The following is an 18301-nucleotide window of genomic DNA, read 5'->3' on the forward strand; positions in this document are numbered from 1 at the left end:
AGCAACGGTAAGAGATATTACCGATTAAGATATACATTTATTTAACGCTAAAAAAATAAAAACTGTCTTCGGAAAAGGTTGGCTAGGCGGTTGATGAGAAAAAAGATGCTTTGTTTTTTGGGTAATTAACTAAAAATAATAGTCCATTCTTGCAAAAAATAAACGGCCAAATGCGCAACGTAAAAAATGACGCATGAAATACAACTTATCATTTATTGCACAGAGTTATAGCCCCCCCCTTACGAAACTTGAGAACAGCGATATTCACCAAAAGAAAACCTTCTCACCGGTGCTACGTTTCCTAGTTGGAACGAAGTAATGCTAAATAATACTCTTATCACTTATTCCAACATCTTATTTTAGATTTAAAATAGTGTAAGTTGGTTCTTGGTCCTTACGTATCCCATCATCGTAAAGTGCGCCAGAATTGTGAATAAATGGAGCATGTTGTAGGCCAACGCAAAACCATTAGCATCAATCGAAGGTCATGATTTAATTTTGTACCCTTGAAACGTTGCAAAATCCGTTACATACGTTTATAAACGTACTGTATGCACATACAGTTGTTCATTGCGGAGGGAAAAATGAAAATCGAGCTAACCATTGATCGCATGAAGAAACTTCCTGATGGAGCTATACCTGCGCTCGAGTCAGAACTGCTCAAAAGACTCAGCAAACAGTTCGATGAATGCCAACTTACGATTAAGCGTGCCAGTAATGACGGTTTGACTGTTTTCGGAGGCGACAAGAAAGAGGTCGAACATATCGTGCAGGAGATCTGGGAAAGCGCGGACGAGTGGTTTTATTAATCGCGTGAATTTCACTGGAGCAGTTTCAAAGAGTATCGCTGTTTGCGTTCCCCTGGCTGTTCCCGATTACTGTTTACCGCGTCAATAAGTCGCTCTGGGGGAAATAGTGTGTAGTGCAAATGCATTTAATGCATATGATCAATGGTACGACGTGGTCAGAAGGGCCGATAAAGCAGTTATCTATAGCTTCCCGGCGGAAGGGAGATATCTGGTTTATCGAGTAAATGGAATAGTTTCATTACGACCGTTACTCGAAGAGGAAGAAATCTTCACTCTCAACGGGTTCATGCAATTTGCAAAACGGCTTGGGTACCGAATTACACCACCGTCTGATATTATTCTTTCATAGGCCTGAACACCCTATACCTGATGCGCCACGGAGAGAACCATGGCGCTAGAATTGCAACTTATAAAACACCACTCAGGAATACTGATCCCGGCAACGCCCGAGACCAGCGATATCCTGCAATCCAAAACCCGGCTCGGCGATGTTCTTGTTGCCGAGTTCAGGCGGGTACGCAACCCAGCCTTTCACCGCCGCTTCTTTGCATTACTCAATCTCGGTTTCGAATACTGGGAACCCACCGGCGGGGCTATCTCTTCCAACGAGCGCAAGCTGGTAACCGGCTACGCCAAATTTCTTGCCTCATTCGCGGGAAGCGAAGCCGCGCTCCTGGATGCTGCCGAGCAATATCTCGACCGTATCGCCGATAAGCGTGCCGGTAGCATCAGCATCTGCAAATCCTATGACGCATACCGTGCATGGGTGATAGTCGAGTCTGGCCACTACGACGCCATACAGCTCCCTGACGGCACTCTTCGTAAACATCCTCGCAGCATAGCCTTTGCCAACATGGACGAAACCGAGTTCCAGCAGTTGTACAAAGCAGCGCTCGATGTTCTGTGGCGCTGGGTATTGTCCCGGGCATTCAAGACGCAGCGAGAAGCGGAAAACGCCGCTGCACAGCTTATGAGCTTTGCGGGGTGATGGCGATGAAATTTTCCTGGTTCCACCATCACGAATGCACAACCGAGCAGGCCGACGAACTGGTGGCAAGTTACCGCCGCCGTGGCGCCACGGTAGAACGCAGCCTTAATCGCGACAACATAACCTGGACTGTCAGTGCAAAATTACCTGAATGCGAGCATCCGGCGCGTACACCAAGAACCTTTCGACAAAAGGTCTGGGGGTGATTATGGCTAAGTTACCGCGCCGGAAGTGCGCCAACAAAGAATGCCGCCAGTGGTTCCATCCGGTGCGTGATACGCAGACTGTCTGCGGTTATGAGTGCGCCAGTGCGGTTGGAAAAGAGCAGACCAGAAAGGTCAGGGAGGCGGCACAACGCAAGGAGTCTGCCAAAAAGCGCGCCACTGAGAAAAAAGAGCGAGCCGCCTGGCGCCAGCGTAAAGCTGCGGTTAAGCCGCTGAAGCACTGGGAAGATTTAACGCAGCGCGTCGTCAATGATTACATTCGAGAGCGTGACCATGACCTTCCGTGCATCAGTTGCGGGACGTTTGATACCGTCCAGTGGGAAGCCGGGCATTACCGATCGCGAGGTAAGGCATCACAACTGCGGTACCACGAAGACAATATCAATAAACAATGTCACCACTGCAATGTGCAACTGTCGGGCAATCAGCAGCAGTACCGCCTTGGCCTTATCAAAAAAATTGGGCCTGAGCGTGTTGAGGATCTCGAAAACAACAACGTACCGTATCGATACACCATCGAAGAACTCGAAGCTGTCAGGAAGTATTACAGCGCACTGCGTCGCGAGTTAATTAAGAGCAGGGAGGCGGCATGACACCAGAACTGAACGAGATCATTCGCGTTCGCTGGCAGCGATTGCGCTTATACCATTTCCCCGGCTCTGTGCTGACGGACTACCGGATACTGAAGAACTACATCAAAACCATAGGCGGTGCTGTATGAACACTCAATTTCTCGAATACGTGCGCCAGCAGCTGATGGTGGCCACCGCCGATTTAAGTGGTGCGACGAAAGGGCAGTTGATGGCGTGGCTTGAGAATGCACAGTTCGATACGGGAACGTTTAAACGTAAAAAGCCTCGAGTGCTGGATGAAGTGACCGGGAAAATGATTACGCTGGATAATCCACCAATACCGGGCAAACAATCGCATGCCAAGGGTTCACATATCCCTCTGGTGCAGCCGGTTGAATATTCCACCGCATCGTGGCGCCGTGCTCTGATGTCACTCGAAGAGCACCAGAAGGCCTGGTTGCTGTGGAGCTACAGCGAAAACACCGGTTGGGACAATCAGGTCGCCATAACACGCTGGGCTTGGGAGCAGTTCAGCCAACAGTTGGAAGAGAAGCGAATAGCGAAGAAGACGATAGACCGTTTACGCCAGCTAATCTGGCTTGCTGCACAGGATGTGAAAGTGGAATTGGCGGGGCGCAATACATACGAGTTCCAGCAGTTGGCGAAATTGGTAGGGGTATCAAAGCCAACTTGGACTGAAACCTACCTCCCGCACTGGCTGGCGATGAAACAAGAATTCGTGCACCTTGATAATCAGGCGCTCCTTTCTGTTTCGCGATCACGTTCACAACAAAAGTCGACAAATTTGGATGTAAGTCTTGCAAAACCGAACTGAAGTGGATATGTTTCGTGTAAATCTGATATTGTGCCATTGTTGTATGCACTGGCAGTAAATGAGTTTTCAAGCCTGAGGTTGACGCCTTGGGCTTTTTTATTTGAATGTAGACAAGCGGTAAAGCACTCAAGCCATAATTGAATTCTCGCTGGCTAAATCCCTGCCAGACGCGTCAAGTCTAAGTTCACTTCGAGGTATCAAAGGTAGTTGTCAATTTGATATATTTCGCTTCAAAGAAGTTGAGAAATGGATTAATGATAATGAGGTTGCCAACAAAGGTAGAGCTGATTTCATTCTGCTTCGTAGTCATTTGGGTTATCTGGTGTGCATGGGCAGACAAAACAACTCACGACACATACCTTTTTGATGGGGTGCTTTATAAGTCAGTTATTGTGGGGACTTCCTTCGTGATAGGAGTTTTCATTGCTTGGCGTGTGTACCTAAGTAATAAGTTCTCAACAGGTCTGGTTAAGAGGCTTTTTGGCGTTTGTCTCACCGTTATGATGTACCTGACTTTTACCTTTTGGAACGTTCCAGAGTTAATAATGATCTCATCAGCTAATAAGCATGTGAGTGACAATTACCGATTCAAAATGAGATACCCCACGCAATCTGGAGGAAAAACCAGGTCATGTAAGGCTCATGTTATCTACTATGACACATATCTGAAGCGTGAAATCGCACTCTGTCACTGGGATTATGCTCCATCTTTTTTCTATACGGATTATATTCGAGTAGATAAGCTGATTTCAGGTATGGGCGGGCAGATTATTTATCACGAAGCCGTTCATTGAGAAAATCCTATTTAAAGTTTAGAGGTCGCCATATGGCGACCCTTTTCATACACACAGCGCCATCCGAAGAATCGGATGTGAGGCTCTAAGGCCAGGATGTGCACCTTGGACAGCAAACATTGAGTTTGTTGTGGTTTCTTGCAACGCTGCATCATCTGCTCCGTTCTATACTGTTTGCTTAGTATTGCGGAGGAATGTATGAAAGAAGGGTATTACTGGATTCAGCATGTAGGCATTGTACAGGTAGCGTATTACACGAATGACACTGTTGATGATCTGGAAACGGGTAAAACAATCACAGGAGTTTGGCATCTGACAAGAGGAGACGACATTTGTCACAATGGCGAAGCAAAAGTTCTCATGGGACCACTACGATCGCCTGATGCGGGTCTGCATATAAACAGACCCGCGTTAGACAATCAAAAATGATGCCAATTGTCAGCTTTTACTAAGCTTAAGGCCTGTCCGGCGTCACCTGTTTTTCTTAGTTGTCTTAGCTGCGCCATAAATTTGTAGTCTTGGTGTTGGCTATTGCTTCCCGAGGGGAGCAATAGCTTGGCTTTTACATCGCCTCCAATGGCTAAGCTTCGTGCAATCGCACAGCTTTGAGAAATCTGTAAAGACTGAGTTGCTGTCAATTTTTTTGCATCGTCTACTGTCATCCCATGCTTCATTCTTAGTTGGTCAATGTCCGCAAGTAATTCTGAGTAATTCACATCTACTGAATAGACGGCGCACATGTCCTCTCCTTTGTAGACAGCATTTCTTTGTGCCAGATATATGGCGTAACCAATATTGTCAGTTAAGTAAACAAAACCATCGGTTGTGCTTACATCGTCACCTTCATAAAAGGGGCGAGCAACCAGGTGTGCAATCGTCCCACTATTTTCTATTTCAGTTGAAAGGGAATGGATCGTACCGTGAAAAAGTTGCATAAAATTTCCTTATTGTGATTGGCAGAGATCTTAAATCGGTCAGTCTCAAAAATTATTTAGTAATTAATCTATTGCAGGTTCTTTACTCCTTAGAAGGGTATCGTATAAGCGCCTGCATCTGGAGCCATTCCCCTCATTTCTGAGAAGACACACATAAATTAAGAGGGGGCTAAATGTCCGATCCGATTTCCGGTACTGGGCTGGCTGGTGGTGTCCTGACGGGGGCCAGTGTCTATGAACTGTTAACCGGAACCGATTACGGTGTGGTGTTTGGCGCATTTATCCGGGTAGCCCGTTCACGGGTCATAAGTAACGAAGTGTGATGTATATGTAAGATCGTATGCGCCTGTTAGGACGCAACTGGAAATAGAGCCTTATAGGCGAATCAGAAAAACCTCCGGCTATGCCGGAGGATATTTAAATAATTTCACCAGTCTTATAACCAAATTTCTCAAGTTTTAGCCTGGCTTCTTCTGCGATCTGCCATGATGAATTAACGGCTACCCAGATATTAGAATGTGTTTCTGGCTGATTCAGTGTTAAAGAATCTATGAAAACTTGAATCGGGTTTATAAATCCCTCTCTTTTTGTGCTCTCCAAAACAGAGTTAAGACTGTTGCTGATACTTTTACAGGCTTCTGTTAGTGCTGCAATATCCGCATCAAAACTGGATAAATACACTCTGAATCGTTCATTTTTCCCATTATTCACGATCTATCCTTTTTCATTGGTTGCTAGAACCAAGTAGTAGATCAGGAATTGAATTGGAGAGCAAGCTAATGTAATTGGCTAGTCTAACCTTGCTCGATGGAAAAATTATCAAACATCATTTTTAGGCTACCAAAGCGGCCTTTTTCATTTCAGGCTCACGGGAATCATCCGCTATGTGCTTTGTTGATAGATCCAGCCCGTGAAGCCTGATCCTTTAATCACACAGCGCCATCCGAAGAATCGGAGGTGAGGCTATGACCAGAATGAGCACCATTTACAGCAGACTTTCATATGGAACAGGAACCACGCTGACCGGCTGCGGTGTATCAGCGAAGGCATATGCCGAAACAGCTAAAACAGCAAAAGAGGTGTCCTGGATGTTGGCCGACAGAATTGCAGGGTTAAACCTGAGCGACTGGGCAATTATTGTCGGTATCGCATGCACAGTTATCACCTGTGCAGTGAACTGGTATTTCCGCTGGAAAGAACGGGAGGACCGTCGCAATGGCTATGCCACAAAAGCTGAAGAATAAACTGAGCGCAGCGGTCATAGGTTTGATTCTTGCCGGGGCTTCCGCACCCGTGATTCTCGATCAGTTTCTGGATGAGAAAGAGGGTAATAGTCTGACAGCGTATCGCGACAGCGGAGGGCTCTGGACGATTTGCCGCGGCGCCACGATGGTTGATGGTAAGCCAGTAGTTCAGGGTATGAAGCTGTTTGCTGAGAAATGCGCCCAGGTCAACGCTATAGAACGCGACAAGGCGCTGGCGTGGGTTGAGCGAAATATCAAGGTACCACTGACCGAACCACAGAAAGTCGGGATTGCGTCTTTCTGCCCATACAACATCGGCCCCGGAAAATGTTTCCCGTCTACGTTCTATAAGCGAATTAATGCTGGCGACCGTAGAGGTGCCTGTGAAGCGATCCGCTGGTGGATTAAAGACGGCGGCCGCGATTGTCGTCTGACCAAAGGCCAGAAAAACGGCTGCTATGGGCAGGTAGAAAGACGAGACCAGGAAAGCGCGCTGGCGTGCTGGGGGATAGACCAGTGAGCCTGCGCTATCAATTCATTGCAATTTTGCTGTTGGTGGCCGTTGCATTCAGCGCGGGTAGTGTATGGAGCAGCCGCGGTTGGGAAAAAAAGTGGGCGGAACGCGATAGCGCAGAATCATCGCAAACAGCGAACGCGCAGACCGCAGCCCGCATGATTGAACAAGGGCGAATTATTGCCCGTGATGAGGCTGTAAAAGATGCACAAGCACAAGCCGCTAAATATGCTGCCACTGCTGCTGGCCTGTCTGCCGCTGTTAGCCAGTTGCGCGCCGAAGCAACAAAGCTTGCCGCCCGCCTGGACGCCGCAAAGCACACCTCAGATCTTGCCGCTGCCGTCAGAAGCAAAACAGCCGGAGCCAACGCAGGATTGCTTGCCAACATGCTCGGAAGTCTTGCAGAAGAAGCTAAACGATATGCTGCAATCGCTGACGAACGCTACCGGGCGGGAATGACGTGTGAGCGCATTTACGACTCGGTGGGGCACAGGATGATACCTTTCTCGATGCCATTCGCCCACATGCAATAACTGAACTTGACCGCCGTATTTAGGAAAAGAAAGCAGTACTGGTTAATTTGGGTCATTGCTTCTCTTAAACTATCAGGCTTTCATGGAGTGCTTGGGATAGTGCTAATATTCCCCTTTCGTTTGGAGGGTGTATGTCATTAACTGATAAAATTGCTATATGGTCTATGGTTGGGACATGGGTTGCTGCTATTGCAGCGGTAGTTGCTTTAGTTTTCGCCAAGAGAACTTTAAACGCATGGAAAGAAGAGAAAATCGAGGTAGCTAAAGCCAAGTGGATCGCAGCACTGGTTGATTATGCATCAAATATATCGTTTCTTCCTGACACTATCTACTGGGATGACCCAAATGACAATGTTCATTTAGAACGGGTTGCAGCGCTTATGTATGAATGCATTAAACGTTGGAAAGTTTTCCAGACGTATCTTGAGTTAAGTGAAAAAAAGAAGTCTCAATATGAAGAATTGTATTCAGAAAAATGGGGGCGTTTTTCACTCGAATACCATAATGGGTATATGGAAAAAAAAATATCAAAAACTGATGTGAAAGAATATTGTGTTTCCCTATATAATACATAGTATTACAACATCCTTCTTAAAAGGCCACTAGCATCCGCCGGTGGCTTTTTATGCACATAATGCCTGCATATCAAAGACAATCTTTCACTAGTAAGCTTTGGTAAGGTGAATTGTCGTTTTGACTTATCTCGCAGGTGTCGCTCATATCTCAAACTGATAATGATAGTTATTGTCTTTTATGGGGCCTTTCCAGCTATCAGCCCTGCTACGGGGAGACTGGGCAGCTTCTCGCGTTTTATGAGCATTTTCATCTACCGTTTTATTTCCCCACATTACACAATTTTTATCAATGAAACAGGACAATACCGATGCCAGCACGCGCTAAACGCCCATGCCGACACAAAGGCTGTGCGGCAATCACCAATGATGTCAGCGGATATTGTGACCAACACCGACAGCAACATGCTGGTGACGGCTGGCGGAGTTATCAGTCAGGAAAGAGCAGGCAAGAGCGTGGATATGGGCGACTCTGGGAAATTAAACGAGCGCGTATCCTTCAGCGTGATAAATACCTTTGCCAGAACCATCGCCGACAGAAGATCGCTAAGAAAGCGACCAGCGTTGACCACATCATTCCAAAAGCTCATGGCGGTACTGATGACGATTCCAATCTTGAGTCGTTGTGCTGGGAATGCCACAGAGCAAAGACATCAAGAGAACGTATTCGATGATAATTTTCACTGCTGTAATGCATAAAAACAGTTTCTACATTCATGCAGATACCCGGAAGGAATTTTGGGTGGTTTTAAGTAAAACACTGGGATGGGGCAAATTTGAGTTAATTCGCCCCTCTGACGAGTTTAGTCCTACTGGAGGGTTGTTTGAATTAGTCGAAGTGCGTTCGGCAGATTCAGAACCCCCTGAGTCAGTAACTGTAGGGTCAAATGTTTTATGGCGTCTCCCGGAAGCTCTCGGAGTTTTGAAATCAATCCCTTCTTCTGATCTTCAGATATATTTGCGACACGGATTATATCCTCAAGGGCAACAATCGTGTCATTGTGTAATCGAACGGTTTGAACCTTAAGGATCGCACTTAAGCCGCCATCATCAAGAAGAAAATCAATTCCTTTCTCTGTAATGTTGCAGTATGGGGCGCTGAAGATAAAATCAACGCCAGCCATGGTTTCGCTGCGTACGAAGGGTGTAGAAACAAGGCCATGCATTTCAAGATATAGCATGCACGCCACAAAGTGATCATAGTTATCAAACTTCTCAATGAGGTCTCGCTCCTGTGCCTTGTTTAAAGAGTTAGGAGCACAATCTATAAGAGCGTTGAGGATTTCAAGTTGTAAGGCTCTATCATATTTTCTGGTTTTATCCATTTCTTAGACTCCATCGTTTATTTATTGAGATTAACTGAAGACACTATGCTGAACATCCTGATGGATGACCAGTATCTGCTTTTGCATGCTTTCTTGCTGTCATCTTCAAGGGGAGGGGGGATCAAATCCCTGACCCCTTTCGCGCTTCAGGACTGCCGCTTGAAGGCCATTTTTACACGTCATAAATAAGGATCTTTTTTCCGGTAGGTTTCACCTATTAAAAGAGGAGTTATGGCTGGTGGAATTCGATCGTCTGGAGGGGGAAGAAAACCCATTTTGCCCGCCGGACAAAAAAGTAAATTAACCCGAATTGCACCTCCTGCAGAGTTAATGGGGGAGGCTGCTATAAGAATGTGGAAGACTCAGAGCAAAATCCTGATCGAAAGAGGAGTATTTGAACTTGAAGATGCCCCCTTACTTTTAGCCTACTGCAATGCCTTCCATCTGATGCTAGAAGCTGAAAAATTACTGGCTTCAGGGCTGACAACTGAAAGTGAAATGGGAGGATTAAAAAAGCACCCTGCAGTTAACGTCAGAAATGATTCAGTTTCCCAGATAGCCCGTCTGGGCTCACTTCTGGGATTAGATCCGCTCAGCCGTATCCGAATGACCAGTGGCAGAAACGCTCCTGACGATGACGGGAATGAATTTGATGAGTTTGACTGATGGCTACATATCCGAACGTCAATGCAGCGAACCAGTATGCAAGAGATGTTGTTGGCGGGAAGATCCTTGCTTGTCAGTTAACGGTGCTTGCCTGTCAACGACACCTTGATGATTTGGAACGTGCGAAGGATCCTGCCTGGCCTTATCGGTTTGATAAAAACAAGGCCGAGCGATTTTTACGTTTTGCTCAGAAGATGCCTCATACAGCCGGTGAATGGGCCAGGAGGAAACTACGAATAGAATTTGAGCCCTGGCAAAAGTTTGCTCTTGGGGTGCCATTTGGATGGGTTAATAAGAAGTCCGGATTCCGGCGATTTTCTGAAATATATATCGAAGTTCCCAGGAAAAATGGGAAGTCCGCAATAGCCGCTGCCGTTGGTAATTATATGTTTTGTGCTGATGGTGAACATGGTGCAGAGGTGTACTGCGGCGCCACAACTGAAAAACAGGCCTGGAAAGTCTTCTCCCCAGCTCTACAAATGGTAAAAAAACTCCCGGCATTGCGACAAAAATACTCAGTCAAACCCTGGGCGAAGAAAATGACTCGTCCGGATGGCTCTGTATTCTCGCCAGTCATCGGCGATCCTGGTGACGGCGATTCTCCTTCCTGTGCAATTATTGATGAATACCATGAACATCAAACAGATGCTCTTTATACGACTATGACAACAGGGATGGGGGCAAGGGAGCAGCCCATCACTCTGATCATTACAACTGCGGGTTATGACATCACCTCTCCGTGTTATGAGAAACGTGCACAGGTGGTGGAAATTCTACGCCGGAATCGGGTGGGGGAAGAAAATGAAACGATTTTCGGTATTATTTACGGTCTTGATGATGATGACGACTGGACAAAACCGGATGCATTAATCAAAGCGAATCCAAACTTTGGTATTTCCGTAAAAGAACACTTCCTGCGCGCAAAACAATTACTTGGAATATCTAACCCCAGCCAGACAAACAAAATCCTTACCAAACATTTTAACCGGTGGGTAAGTGCCAAGACGGTTTTCTATGATCTGCAAAAATGGATGGCTGCTGCGGACAATAGTCTCAAGTTGTCTGATTTCGCCGATGAGGATTGCTGGCTGGGGATAGACCTTGCATCCAAGGTTGACCTGAATGCGGTTGTACCGGTATTCCGCCGAGAAGTGAATGGTATTACGCATTTCTACTGTGTCAGTCCGATGTTCTGGGTGCCTGAAGATACGGTTTACTCACCCGACCCCACGTTGAAAACCACCTCTGATCGTTATCAGTCTTTTGTTAAGCAGGAGATTCTGATACCGACAGAAGGCGCGGAGGTAGATTATCGGCTTATTTTTGAGTCAATTCTTCAATTACGTCAGCGCGTCAAAATCGTTCAGTGTCCGATTGATCCTTACGGTGCGACATCTTTACGGCATATGCTTGAGGAGGAAGGGCTGGAGGCAGTCGAAATCAGGCAGAATTTTACAAACATGAGTGACCCAATGCGTGAAATTGAGGCTGCGCTGGCATCAGGGCGTTTTCATCATGACGGTAACCCTATCATGAACTGGTGCATCCAGAATGTAATTGGGCGTTATTTGCCGGGAAGCGATGATATTGTTCGCCCCGGAAAGGAGGGAAAACAAAATAAAATTGATGGTGCTGTGGGATTACTTATGGGGATCGGACGGGCCATGCTGAACAGTACAGTAAGTAAATCGGCTTATGACGAGGAAGATATAGCATGCTAATGACGTTTTTGAGTTTTTTTATCGGCCTCGCCGGAGCCGCGTTACTGTCTGCCGGTGCCTGGCTTATTTCACCTGCAGCAGGACTTATTACTGGCGGTTTGATTTGCCTGCTGTGGTCTTTTTTAATTGCGAAATCGATGTCCGCCAGCATAATTAAATCGGGGGGTGAATAATGTTCATTCCCCAGATGTTTCGGGGTAAATCTCCGTCTGGTGGTTTTTGGCAGGCGATGCTGGGTGGAGTAAGTTCAAGCCACAGCAAGGCGGGAATAATGGTTACACCTGAAACAGCAATGGCTTTATCGGCGGTCCGCGCATGTGTAACACTTCTGGCAGAATCGGTGGCGCAGCTGCCGTGTGAACTTTACAGGCGAGGAGCTAACGGAGGCCGTGAGCGGGCGACTGACCACCCTGTTTATGATCTGATTCATTCCCAGCCCAACAAAAAAGACACCTCGTTCGAATACTTTGAGCAGCAGCAGGGCCTGCTTGGGCTGGAGGGGAATTGCTACTCGATCATCGACAGGGATGGAAAAGGGTATCCCCGCGAATTAATCCCGGTTAATCCCCAAAAGGTCATTGTCCTGAAAGGGCCTGACGGGATGCCCTATTATGAACTACCCGAAATTGGCGAAACATTGCCAATGCGCATGATGCATCATGTGAAGGTTTTCTCGCTGGATGGTTATATCGGCAGTTCTCCAATCCAGACGAACGCGGATGTTCTTGGGTTAAACCTGGCGGTGGAAGAACATGCTTCTCAAGTTTTTCGCCGTGGCTGTACGATGAGCGGCGTTATTGAGCGCCCAAAAGAAGCCGCGACAATCAAAAGCCAGGATGCTATCGACCGACTACTGGCAAAGTGGACGGACAGATATTCCGGCGTCAGGAATGCCTTTTCTGTTGCATTGCTTCAGGAGGGAATGAGTTACAAGCAGTTATCTCAGGATAATGAGAAAGCGCAGTTGTTGCAGTCCCGACAATGGGGCGTGGAAGAAGTGTGCCGGCTCTATAAAATCCCGCCTCATATGGTGCAGATGCTGGCGAAAGCCACGAATAACAACATTGAGCACCAGGGACTGCAGTTTGTGATGTACACGCTGTTAGCCTGGCTGAAGCGTCATGAAGGCGCATTAATGCGCGATCTGCTTTTACCCAGCGAGCGCGGTGATCTGTACATTGAATTCAATGTTTCTGGCCTGCTGCGCGGGGATCAGAAGTCACGCTATGAATCTTATGCGCTAGGCCGCCAGTGGGGCTGGTTATCGGTTAATGACATTCGCCGCATGGAGAACCTTCCACCCATCACCGGAGGAGACAAATACCTGACGCCTCTGAATATGGTCGACAGTAAGCAAATCTTCCCCGGCGATAAAGCGCCAACAGCTAAACAACTGGCAGAAATCGAAACTATTCTGGCCAGAGCCTGATTATTTCCCGCGCTGCGGGCTGACCTGGTATATCTCATGACAACAAAATTAATTAATCTGCCGCATCTGGCAGAGATGGTCTTTGGCGTTCCTCATTACGCTACACAACAAACGATGGACGCCGTGAAGGCGGTGTTGCTTCCCCGTATTCAGGGAACGCTGACGGATCCGGTCATTACGATGGCGTTAAATCCAGATGATTCGCCATCCCCTGAAGATGTTCAGCCAGCAGGGGGTATTGCTGTGATACCTGTTCACGGGATACTGGTTCCTCGTCGCGGGCAAATTACAGCGATGTGTACCGAACTGACGAGTTATGAGCGTATCCGCAGCCAGCTGCATTCAGCATTAAATGACCCCTCCATCAGTGAAATTGTTCTGGATATCAATTCCGGAGGTGGTGCAGCGGCAGGTTGCAAAGAGCTGGCGGATTATATTTACCAGTCGCGAGAAACGAAACCGATCACCGCGATTGTGAATTTCAACGCTTTTTCTGCTGCGTATTTCATTGCTTCAGCATGCAGCAAAATCGTCATCAGTCAGACCAGCGGCGTCGGTTCCATCGGCGTCATCATGGAGCACCTGGATACGTCAAAGCTGGAAGAAAACGTGGGGGTAAAATTTACTGCGCTATACCGGGGAGATAACAAAAATAATGCAACGCCACATGCACCGTTGAGCGAATCGGCCCTTGCAATGATCGACAAAATGCTCGACGACATGTACGAAATATTTACCTCATCAGTTGCCGAATATCGTGGCCTCAAACAGCAGGCAGTCGTTGATACTCAAGCTGGTCTGTATTTCGGTGGCGATGCCATTTCTGCTGGTCTTGCCGATGAAATATCGGATCCTCAGTCTGCGATTAATGCCATTGCGGCAAAGTACAAACAACCTCAACAAACCACTTCCATAAAGTTGCAGGCCGCCGCGATGGACCTGCAAACCAGAATGTGACCCGGCGCTAACGCGTCATTACCAGAAAGCAGCCTGTTGGCTGCTTTTTTTATGCCAAAAAGAGAGAAAAAACATGGATCATATTGAAGAATTGCGTCGTGAACGTGCGGGTATTAATCAGAAGGTTCAGGTACTGGCGGCAGTAGAAACTGGTGGCGGTACGCTGACAGCGGAGCAGTTAACCGAATTTGCCAGCCTGCAGCAGCAGTTCACGGATATCAGCGCTAAGATTGAGCGTCTGGAAGCGGCTGAACGTGCTGCTGCGCTTGTCGCCAAACCGGTTAAAGCCACACAGCAGGCTCCTGGTATCAGCATTAAGGCAGAGCCAAAGCAATATACCGGCGCAGGCATGACCCGTCTGGTGATGTCGATTGCGGCAGCACAGGGTAACGTCCAGGACGCTGCAAAATTTGCAGCTGAAGAACTGAATGACCCGTCTGTCTCGATGGCCATCAACACTGCCGCAGCGTCAGGTGGCGTTCTTATTCCGCAAAACCTGCACAGCGAGGTGATCGAACTGCTGCGTGATCGCACTATCGTTCGTAAGCTGGGCGCGCGCTCCATTCCGCTGCCGAACGGTAATATGGCGCTGCCGCGTCTGGCCGGTGGTGCGACGGCGAGCTACACCGGGGAAGGCAAGGATGCGAAAGTATCAGAAGCCCGCTTTGATGATGTGAAACTCACTGCGAAAACCATGATTGCGATGGTGCCAATCTCCAACCAGCTGATTGGCCGTGCTGGCTACAACGTAGAGCAGCTGGTCCTGCAGGATATTCTGACCGCGATTTCTGTTCGTGAAGATAAAGCCTTTATGCGCGATGACGGTACCGGTGATACGCCTGTCGGTATGAAAGCGCGGGCAACTGAGTGGAACCGCCTGCTGCCGTGGGAAGCTGCTGCAGAGGTTAATCTGCAGACGATTGATACCTATCTCGACAGCATCATCCTGATGGCTATGGACGGCAACAGCAACATGATCAGCTGCGGCTGGGGTATGTCGAACCGTACCTACATGAAACTGTTCGGTCTGCGCGACGGTAACGGTATCAAGGTCTACCCGGAAATGGCCCAGGGGATCCTCAAGGGATTTCAGATTCAGCGTACCAGCGCTATCCCGGCAAACCTCGGTGACGGCGGCAAGGAGTCAGAAATTTACTTCGCTGACTTTAATGACGTGGTAATCGGTGAAGACGGCAACATGAAGGTGTCCTTCTCGCAGGAAGCCTCCTACCAGGACGGGGACGGCAATCTGGTTTCCGCGTTCTCTCGTAACCAGTCGTTGATCCGCGTGGTGACGGAGCACGATATCGGCTTCCGTCATCCGGAAGGTCTTGTTCTCGGGACAAAAGTGCTGTTTTAACCGGTCCTGCACTCTGTGCGACCACGGTCGCACAGAGTAAAAGCACGTAATTCCCCAGGCCCGCAGCAGCGGGTTTTTTCTTTTCAGGAGCAAAACGATGACGACGAAAGCGGCAAAAGCAGCGGCAGCAGCGGCTGCAGCCGGTGATGTGAAAAAGCCGGATGAACTGACGCCGGAAAATACAGTGGACGGGGATGGCGGTCAGAATACTGCAGCGGGTTCAGGTGATACAGGTGTTGATCTGACCGGAAGTGAAACAAACGTGGCCACGAGCCTGACGGGAGCAGAAATGGTGCGGAAAGCGGTTTTTTTTCTGGGACCCTATCATCGTTATTCGCGCGGCGATATGGCCTGTTTTGATGCTGAGTACGCAGAGAAACTGGTTGAACGCCATATCGCGGTATGGCCAGAAGATGCGGAAAAGGCGCTGAGTCCCCGCAAGGGAGCCGATGACCATGATATTGACATTGGATGACGTGAAAACCCAGCTCCGTCTGGAGCCGGATTTCACGGAGCATGACAGCATGCTCACTAAAATGGTGGCGGCTGCGCAGAAGAGTATTGAGCGTGACTACTACTGCAAACTGGTGGGAAGCGACGACGAACTGCAGGCGCTGCCGGAAGGTGTACGCGGTTTTGTGGCAGATGAAGATATCCAGCTGGCCATGCAGTATCTGGTCGGGGATGCGTATCTGAATGGCTTCACCGGTCAGTGGCTGGAGACGGCTGCGGTCCGGCATCTTCTTTTCCCGTTGCAGGAGAATACGGTATGAGCCTGAAACCGGAAGAGATGACCTGCCGTCTTTCGATTGGGTATATGCAATCCGGTCGGGGACCGCTGGGTGAACACCTGCCGGAGCAACTGGTCACGACCGGGAAAGCCTGGGCGAAGCGCGAGCTGGTATCGGGCAGAAAGGTCCGCACACTGGATCAACAACAGGTTATTGAAACGTGTCTTTTTGCCACTCATCCGAACCTGAATATTGATATCGACTGGAAAATAACGACGTCTGACCGGGTTTATACCGTTCGTAACGTCGAACGTCTTGCGGACCGCTTCATCATCACAGGGGAGGCAGACGCACGTCATGATCGAGCTGGCATTAAAGACAGCACTTGAACGCCTGACCGGGCTGGATGTTTACCCTCTGCTCCTGCCTGATGAGCTGCAGGAGGGAATTACTTACCAGTGTATCTCCGATCCGGAGTTGTACGCCGGACTGTTGCGCACAGGCCTGATTGCAGGCCGCTTCCAGATAGCGATTCATCTGCTTAATGACTACACCCGCCTGTTACAGCTGGATAAGAAAATCAGCGTGGAATGGACCGCTATCGTGCATGGCCAGCTGGAGGGCTTTCCCGTGCAGAATGTGATTCGGGGTGGAATACAGCAGAGTAAATCGGTACTGACCAGCGGCAATATTCAGTACCGGCTCGTCCGGGATTTCACCTTTCACTACCGGGACACCTCACCATGATCACTATGGATGTAAAAGGGCTGGACGAGCTGGAGCGGCAGCTTATCGCACTCGGTGAAAAGGTCGGCACGAAGGTGTTACGTGACGCGGGGCGTGAGGCGCTGAAAGTGGTTGAAGAAGACATGAAACAACATGCCGGCTTCGATGATGCGTCCTCTGCAGAGCATATGCGTGATTCCATCAAAATTCGCGCATCCACGCGGAAAGGTCGCGGAAATACGGTGGTCACCCTTCGGGTTGGCCCCAGCAAGAAGCATTACATGAAAGCGCTGGCCCAGGAGTTCGGTACGGTTAAACAGGTTGCCGATCCGTTCATCCGTCCGGCACTGGATTACAACGTCCAGCAGGTTCTGCGCATTCTGACCGTAGAAATCCGCAATGGCATTCAGAACAGGTAGCAACCGCTGCCCACTATTTAAGAGAGAATCATTATGGCTGATGAAAATAACACGCCAAAATCATCCCCTGAGTACGCAATGCTTCCTGCCGGGACGGTGGTGAAGTTCGGCGAGGTGGGGGCCGCTGTGGCGGCGCTCAAACCCCTGATTAACTGTAAGGCACTGGGCGCGACAGGTCAGACGGGAGGATTTGTCGACTGTACCACCCTGCTGGACAAGAGTAAGCAGTCGGTGTCAGACCTGCCGGAAGGGCCGGAGAAATCGCTGGGATTCATTGACGACCCGGAAAACGAAGATTTCACCGCGTTCCTCAATGCTGCAGAACAGCGTAAGACCGTTCAGTTTTATATTGAGCTGCCGAACAAACGAACGGCTTCAATGATCCTTGCGCTTTCAGGCTGGCAGATGAACGAAATCACCGCCCCTGCCAGTGAAGTTATCCAGATTACGGTGCAGGGTAAGCAAAACAACATTAAATGGGGGATCGCCGCCCCGGCGCCAGATGCCGGCGCGTAATCCGTTTCCCGTTACACACCGCCTCCGGGCGGTTTTTTTTCGTCTGAAAAACAGGATACACCATGTCTGAATTTAGCCTCTCCGCACTGAAAAATGCACTGCTCAAAACGAAATCCACGCCGACTGAAACTGAAATTTTAGGCACAAAGGTTTACCTGCGTCGGCTGACGGCGGCTGAGCTTATTGATCATGAAGATGCACTCATCGAGGCGCAGACCTCTGGCAATGCCCGCATGGCGTCTGAGCTGAGCGTACAGATTGTTATCGACAGCCTGGTTCAGCCTGACGGCTCGCCGATTAAAGCCAAAGACAAACCCACGGCGAAGGAGCTGCTGGCGGCACACGATAACGTTGTGCTTCTGGATGCCATCGACAAAGTGAAAAAACACGCCATCGGTAAGCTGGAAACCGCCGAAAAAAACTGAGTGACT

The 18301-nt window shown here is 48.8% G+C and carries 28 protein-coding genes and 1 pseudogene; 26 read left to right on the forward strand and 3 right to left on the reverse strand.

The annotated features are described in order from the left end of the window. Positions 1–584 precede the first annotated feature (584 nt). The 7 genes from SK34_RS16480 (at position 585) to SK34_RS16510 (ending at position 4651) form a co-directional block, all read left to right on the forward strand. Positions 585–809 (forward strand): DinI family protein, encoded by a 225-nt coding sequence (locus tag SK34_RS16480; protein WP_048233506.1) that lies wholly within the window; start codon positions 585–587, stop codon positions 807–809. Between the two features lie 388 nt (positions 810–1197). Then, positions 1198–1797, forward strand: coding sequence for a DUF1367 family protein (locus tag SK34_RS16485; protein WP_048233508.1), 600 nt, complete (start codon positions 1198–1200; stop codon positions 1795–1797). Further along, a complete protein-coding gene (locus tag SK34_RS16490; RefSeq protein WP_048233510.1) occupies positions 1797–2003 on the forward strand; it encodes a hypothetical protein in 207 nt (68 codons plus the stop codon). The genes SK34_RS16485 and SK34_RS16490 overlap by 1 nt, the downstream gene beginning before the upstream one ends. 2 nt (positions 2004–2005) lie before the next feature. Then, positions 2006–2614: a recombination protein NinG gene (locus SK34_RS16495; RefSeq protein ID WP_048233512.1), complete on the forward strand. Its 609-nt coding sequence runs from the start codon at positions 2006–2008 to the stop codon at positions 2612–2614. After that, complete coding sequence (locus SK34_RS24685) at positions 2611–2742, forward strand: YlcG family protein (RefSeq protein ID WP_087878715.1); 132 nt, start codon at positions 2611–2613, stop codon at positions 2740–2742. The genes SK34_RS16495 and SK34_RS24685 overlap by 4 nt, the downstream gene beginning before the upstream one ends. Next, positions 2739–3428: a bacteriophage antitermination protein Q gene (locus SK34_RS16500; RefSeq protein WP_048233513.1), complete on the forward strand. Its 690-nt coding sequence runs from the start codon at positions 2739–2741 to the stop codon at positions 3426–3428. Before SK34_RS24685 ends, SK34_RS16500 begins: the two co-directional genes overlap by 4 nt. Before the next feature lie 992 nt (positions 3429–4420). After that, on the forward strand, positions 4421–4651 hold the full coding sequence (locus SK34_RS16510) for a hypothetical protein (RefSeq protein WP_048233515.1): 231 nt from the start codon (positions 4421–4423) through the stop codon (positions 4649–4651). On the opposite strand, the gene SK34_RS16515 is transcribed toward SK34_RS16510, so the two are convergent. Beyond that, positions 4642–5157: a hypothetical protein gene (locus SK34_RS16515; protein ID WP_048233517.1), complete on the reverse strand. Its 516-nt coding sequence runs from the start codon at positions 5155–5157 to the stop codon at positions 4642–4644. The two genes, SK34_RS16510 and SK34_RS16515, sit on opposite strands and share 10 nt — an antisense overlap. Positions 5158–5330: 173 nt before the next feature. On the opposite strand from SK34_RS16515, the pseudogene SK34_RS24090 reads away from it, so the two are divergent. After that, positions 5331–5438, forward strand: a pseudogene (locus tag SK34_RS24090) (putative holin); the annotation flags it as partial. Positions 5439–5574: 136 nt separating this feature from the next. On the opposite strand, the gene SK34_RS16520 reads toward SK34_RS24090, so the two are convergent. Then, positions 5575–5868 (reverse strand): hypothetical protein, encoded by a 294-nt coding sequence (locus SK34_RS16520; protein WP_048233519.1) that lies wholly within the window; start codon positions 5866–5868, stop codon positions 5575–5577. A gap of 254 nt (positions 5869–6122) precedes the next feature. Between SK34_RS16520 and SK34_RS16525 the strand changes: the two genes are divergently transcribed. From SK34_RS16525 to SK34_RS16545, 5 genes are all read left to right on the forward strand, one after another. After that, on the forward strand, positions 6123–6401 hold the full coding sequence (locus SK34_RS16525) for a phage holin (protein ID WP_048233840.1): 279 nt from the start codon (positions 6123–6125) through the stop codon (positions 6399–6401). Then, complete coding sequence (locus SK34_RS16530) at positions 6373–6921, forward strand: lysozyme (protein ID WP_048233520.1); 549 nt, start codon at positions 6373–6375, stop codon at positions 6919–6921. Before SK34_RS16525 ends, SK34_RS16530 begins: the two co-directional genes overlap by 29 nt. Beyond that, the gene (locus SK34_RS16535; protein ID WP_048233522.1) at positions 6918–7448 is read left to right on the forward strand and encodes a DUF2514 domain-containing protein; all 531 of its coding nucleotides are present in this window, start codon (positions 6918–6920) and stop codon (positions 7446–7448) included. The genes SK34_RS16530 and SK34_RS16535 overlap by 4 nt, the downstream gene beginning before the upstream one ends. Before the next feature lie 131 nt (positions 7449–7579). After that, entirely contained in the window at positions 7580–8023 is a 444-nt protein-coding gene (locus SK34_RS16540; RefSeq protein ID WP_048233523.1) for a hypothetical protein, read from the forward strand. A gap of 308 nt (positions 8024–8331) precedes the next feature. Next, positions 8332–8694 carry an HNH endonuclease gene (locus SK34_RS16545; protein WP_075262643.1) on the forward strand — a complete coding sequence of 121 codons (363 nt, stop codon included), beginning with the start codon at positions 8332–8334 and terminating at the stop codon, positions 8692–8694. 135 nt (positions 8695–8829) lie between these two features. Here the strand turns inward: SK34_RS16545 and SK34_RS16550 are convergent, their stop codons facing one another. Further along, on the reverse strand, positions 8830–9345 hold the full coding sequence (locus tag SK34_RS16550) for a hypothetical protein (protein ID WP_048233527.1): 516 nt from the start codon (positions 9343–9345) through the stop codon (positions 8830–8832). Between the two features lie 231 nt (positions 9346–9576). On the opposite strand from SK34_RS16550, the gene SK34_RS16555 reads away from it, so the two are divergent. The 13 genes from SK34_RS16555 (at position 9577) to SK34_RS16615 (ending at position 18295) form a co-directional block, all read left to right on the forward strand. Next, complete coding sequence (locus SK34_RS16555) at positions 9577–10011, forward strand: phage terminase small subunit P27 family (protein ID WP_042309017.1); 435 nt, start codon at positions 9577–9579, stop codon at positions 10009–10011. Then, complete coding sequence (locus SK34_RS16560; RefSeq protein ID WP_048233529.1) at positions 10011–11732, forward strand: terminase large subunit; 1722 nt, start codon at positions 10011–10013, stop codon at positions 11730–11732. The genes SK34_RS16555 and SK34_RS16560 overlap by 1 nt, the downstream gene beginning before the upstream one ends. Next, a complete protein-coding gene (locus tag SK34_RS16565) occupies positions 11726–11905 on the forward strand; it encodes a hypothetical protein (protein ID WP_048233531.1) in 180 nt (59 codons plus the stop codon). The genes SK34_RS16560 and SK34_RS16565 overlap by 7 nt, the downstream gene beginning before the upstream one ends. Continuing rightward, complete coding sequence (locus SK34_RS16570; protein WP_048233533.1) at positions 11905–13161, forward strand: phage portal protein; 1257 nt, start codon at positions 11905–11907, stop codon at positions 13159–13161. The genes SK34_RS16565 and SK34_RS16570 overlap by 1 nt, the downstream gene beginning before the upstream one ends. Positions 13162–13197: 36 nt before the next feature. Beyond that, positions 13198–14118, forward strand: a complete 921-nt coding sequence (locus tag SK34_RS16575) for a S49 family peptidase (protein ID WP_048233534.1) — start codon at positions 13198–13200, stop codon at positions 14116–14118. Positions 14119–14191: 73 nt separating this feature from the next. After that, positions 14192–15478, forward strand: a complete 1287-nt coding sequence (locus tag SK34_RS16580) for a phage major capsid protein (protein ID WP_048233535.1) — start codon at positions 14192–14194, stop codon at positions 15476–15478. A 97-nt stretch (positions 15479–15575) separates the two neighbouring features. Then, on the forward strand, positions 15576–15953 hold the full coding sequence (locus SK34_RS16585; protein WP_048233536.1) for a hypothetical protein: 378 nt from the start codon (positions 15576–15578) through the stop codon (positions 15951–15953). Further along, positions 15934–16251: a head-tail connector protein gene (locus tag SK34_RS16590; protein ID WP_044711926.1), complete on the forward strand. Its 318-nt coding sequence runs from the start codon at positions 15934–15936 to the stop codon at positions 16249–16251. The genes SK34_RS16585 and SK34_RS16590 overlap by 20 nt, the downstream gene beginning before the upstream one ends. Next, positions 16248–16598 carry a head-tail adaptor protein gene (locus tag SK34_RS16595; protein WP_048233538.1) on the forward strand — a complete coding sequence of 117 codons (351 nt, stop codon included), beginning with the start codon at positions 16248–16250 and terminating at the stop codon, positions 16596–16598. Before SK34_RS16590 ends, SK34_RS16595 begins: the two co-directional genes overlap by 4 nt. Then, complete coding sequence (locus tag SK34_RS16600) at positions 16567–16956, forward strand: hypothetical protein (RefSeq protein ID WP_044711884.1); 390 nt, start codon at positions 16567–16569, stop codon at positions 16954–16956. Before SK34_RS16595 ends, SK34_RS16600 begins: the two co-directional genes overlap by 32 nt. Next, positions 16953–17354, forward strand: coding sequence for an HK97-gp10 family putative phage morphogenesis protein (locus tag SK34_RS16605; RefSeq protein ID WP_048233541.1), 402 nt, complete (start codon positions 16953–16955; stop codon positions 17352–17354). The genes SK34_RS16600 and SK34_RS16605 overlap by 4 nt, the downstream gene beginning before the upstream one ends. Before the next feature lie 33 nt (positions 17355–17387). Further along, on the forward strand, positions 17388–17870 hold the full coding sequence (locus SK34_RS16610; protein WP_003832379.1) for a hypothetical protein: 483 nt from the start codon (positions 17388–17390) through the stop codon (positions 17868–17870). A 62-nt stretch (positions 17871–17932) separates the two neighbouring features. Next, positions 17933–18295, forward strand: coding sequence for a phage tail protein (locus tag SK34_RS16615; RefSeq protein WP_032949492.1), 363 nt, complete (start codon positions 17933–17935; stop codon positions 18293–18295). Positions 18296–18301 lie beyond the last annotated feature (6 nt).

Origin of the sequence: Citrobacter sp. MGH104 (assembly GCF_001034485.1) — a bacterium.
Taxonomy (GTDB): domain Bacteria; phylum Pseudomonadota; class Gammaproteobacteria; order Enterobacterales; family Enterobacteriaceae; genus Citrobacter; species Citrobacter freundii.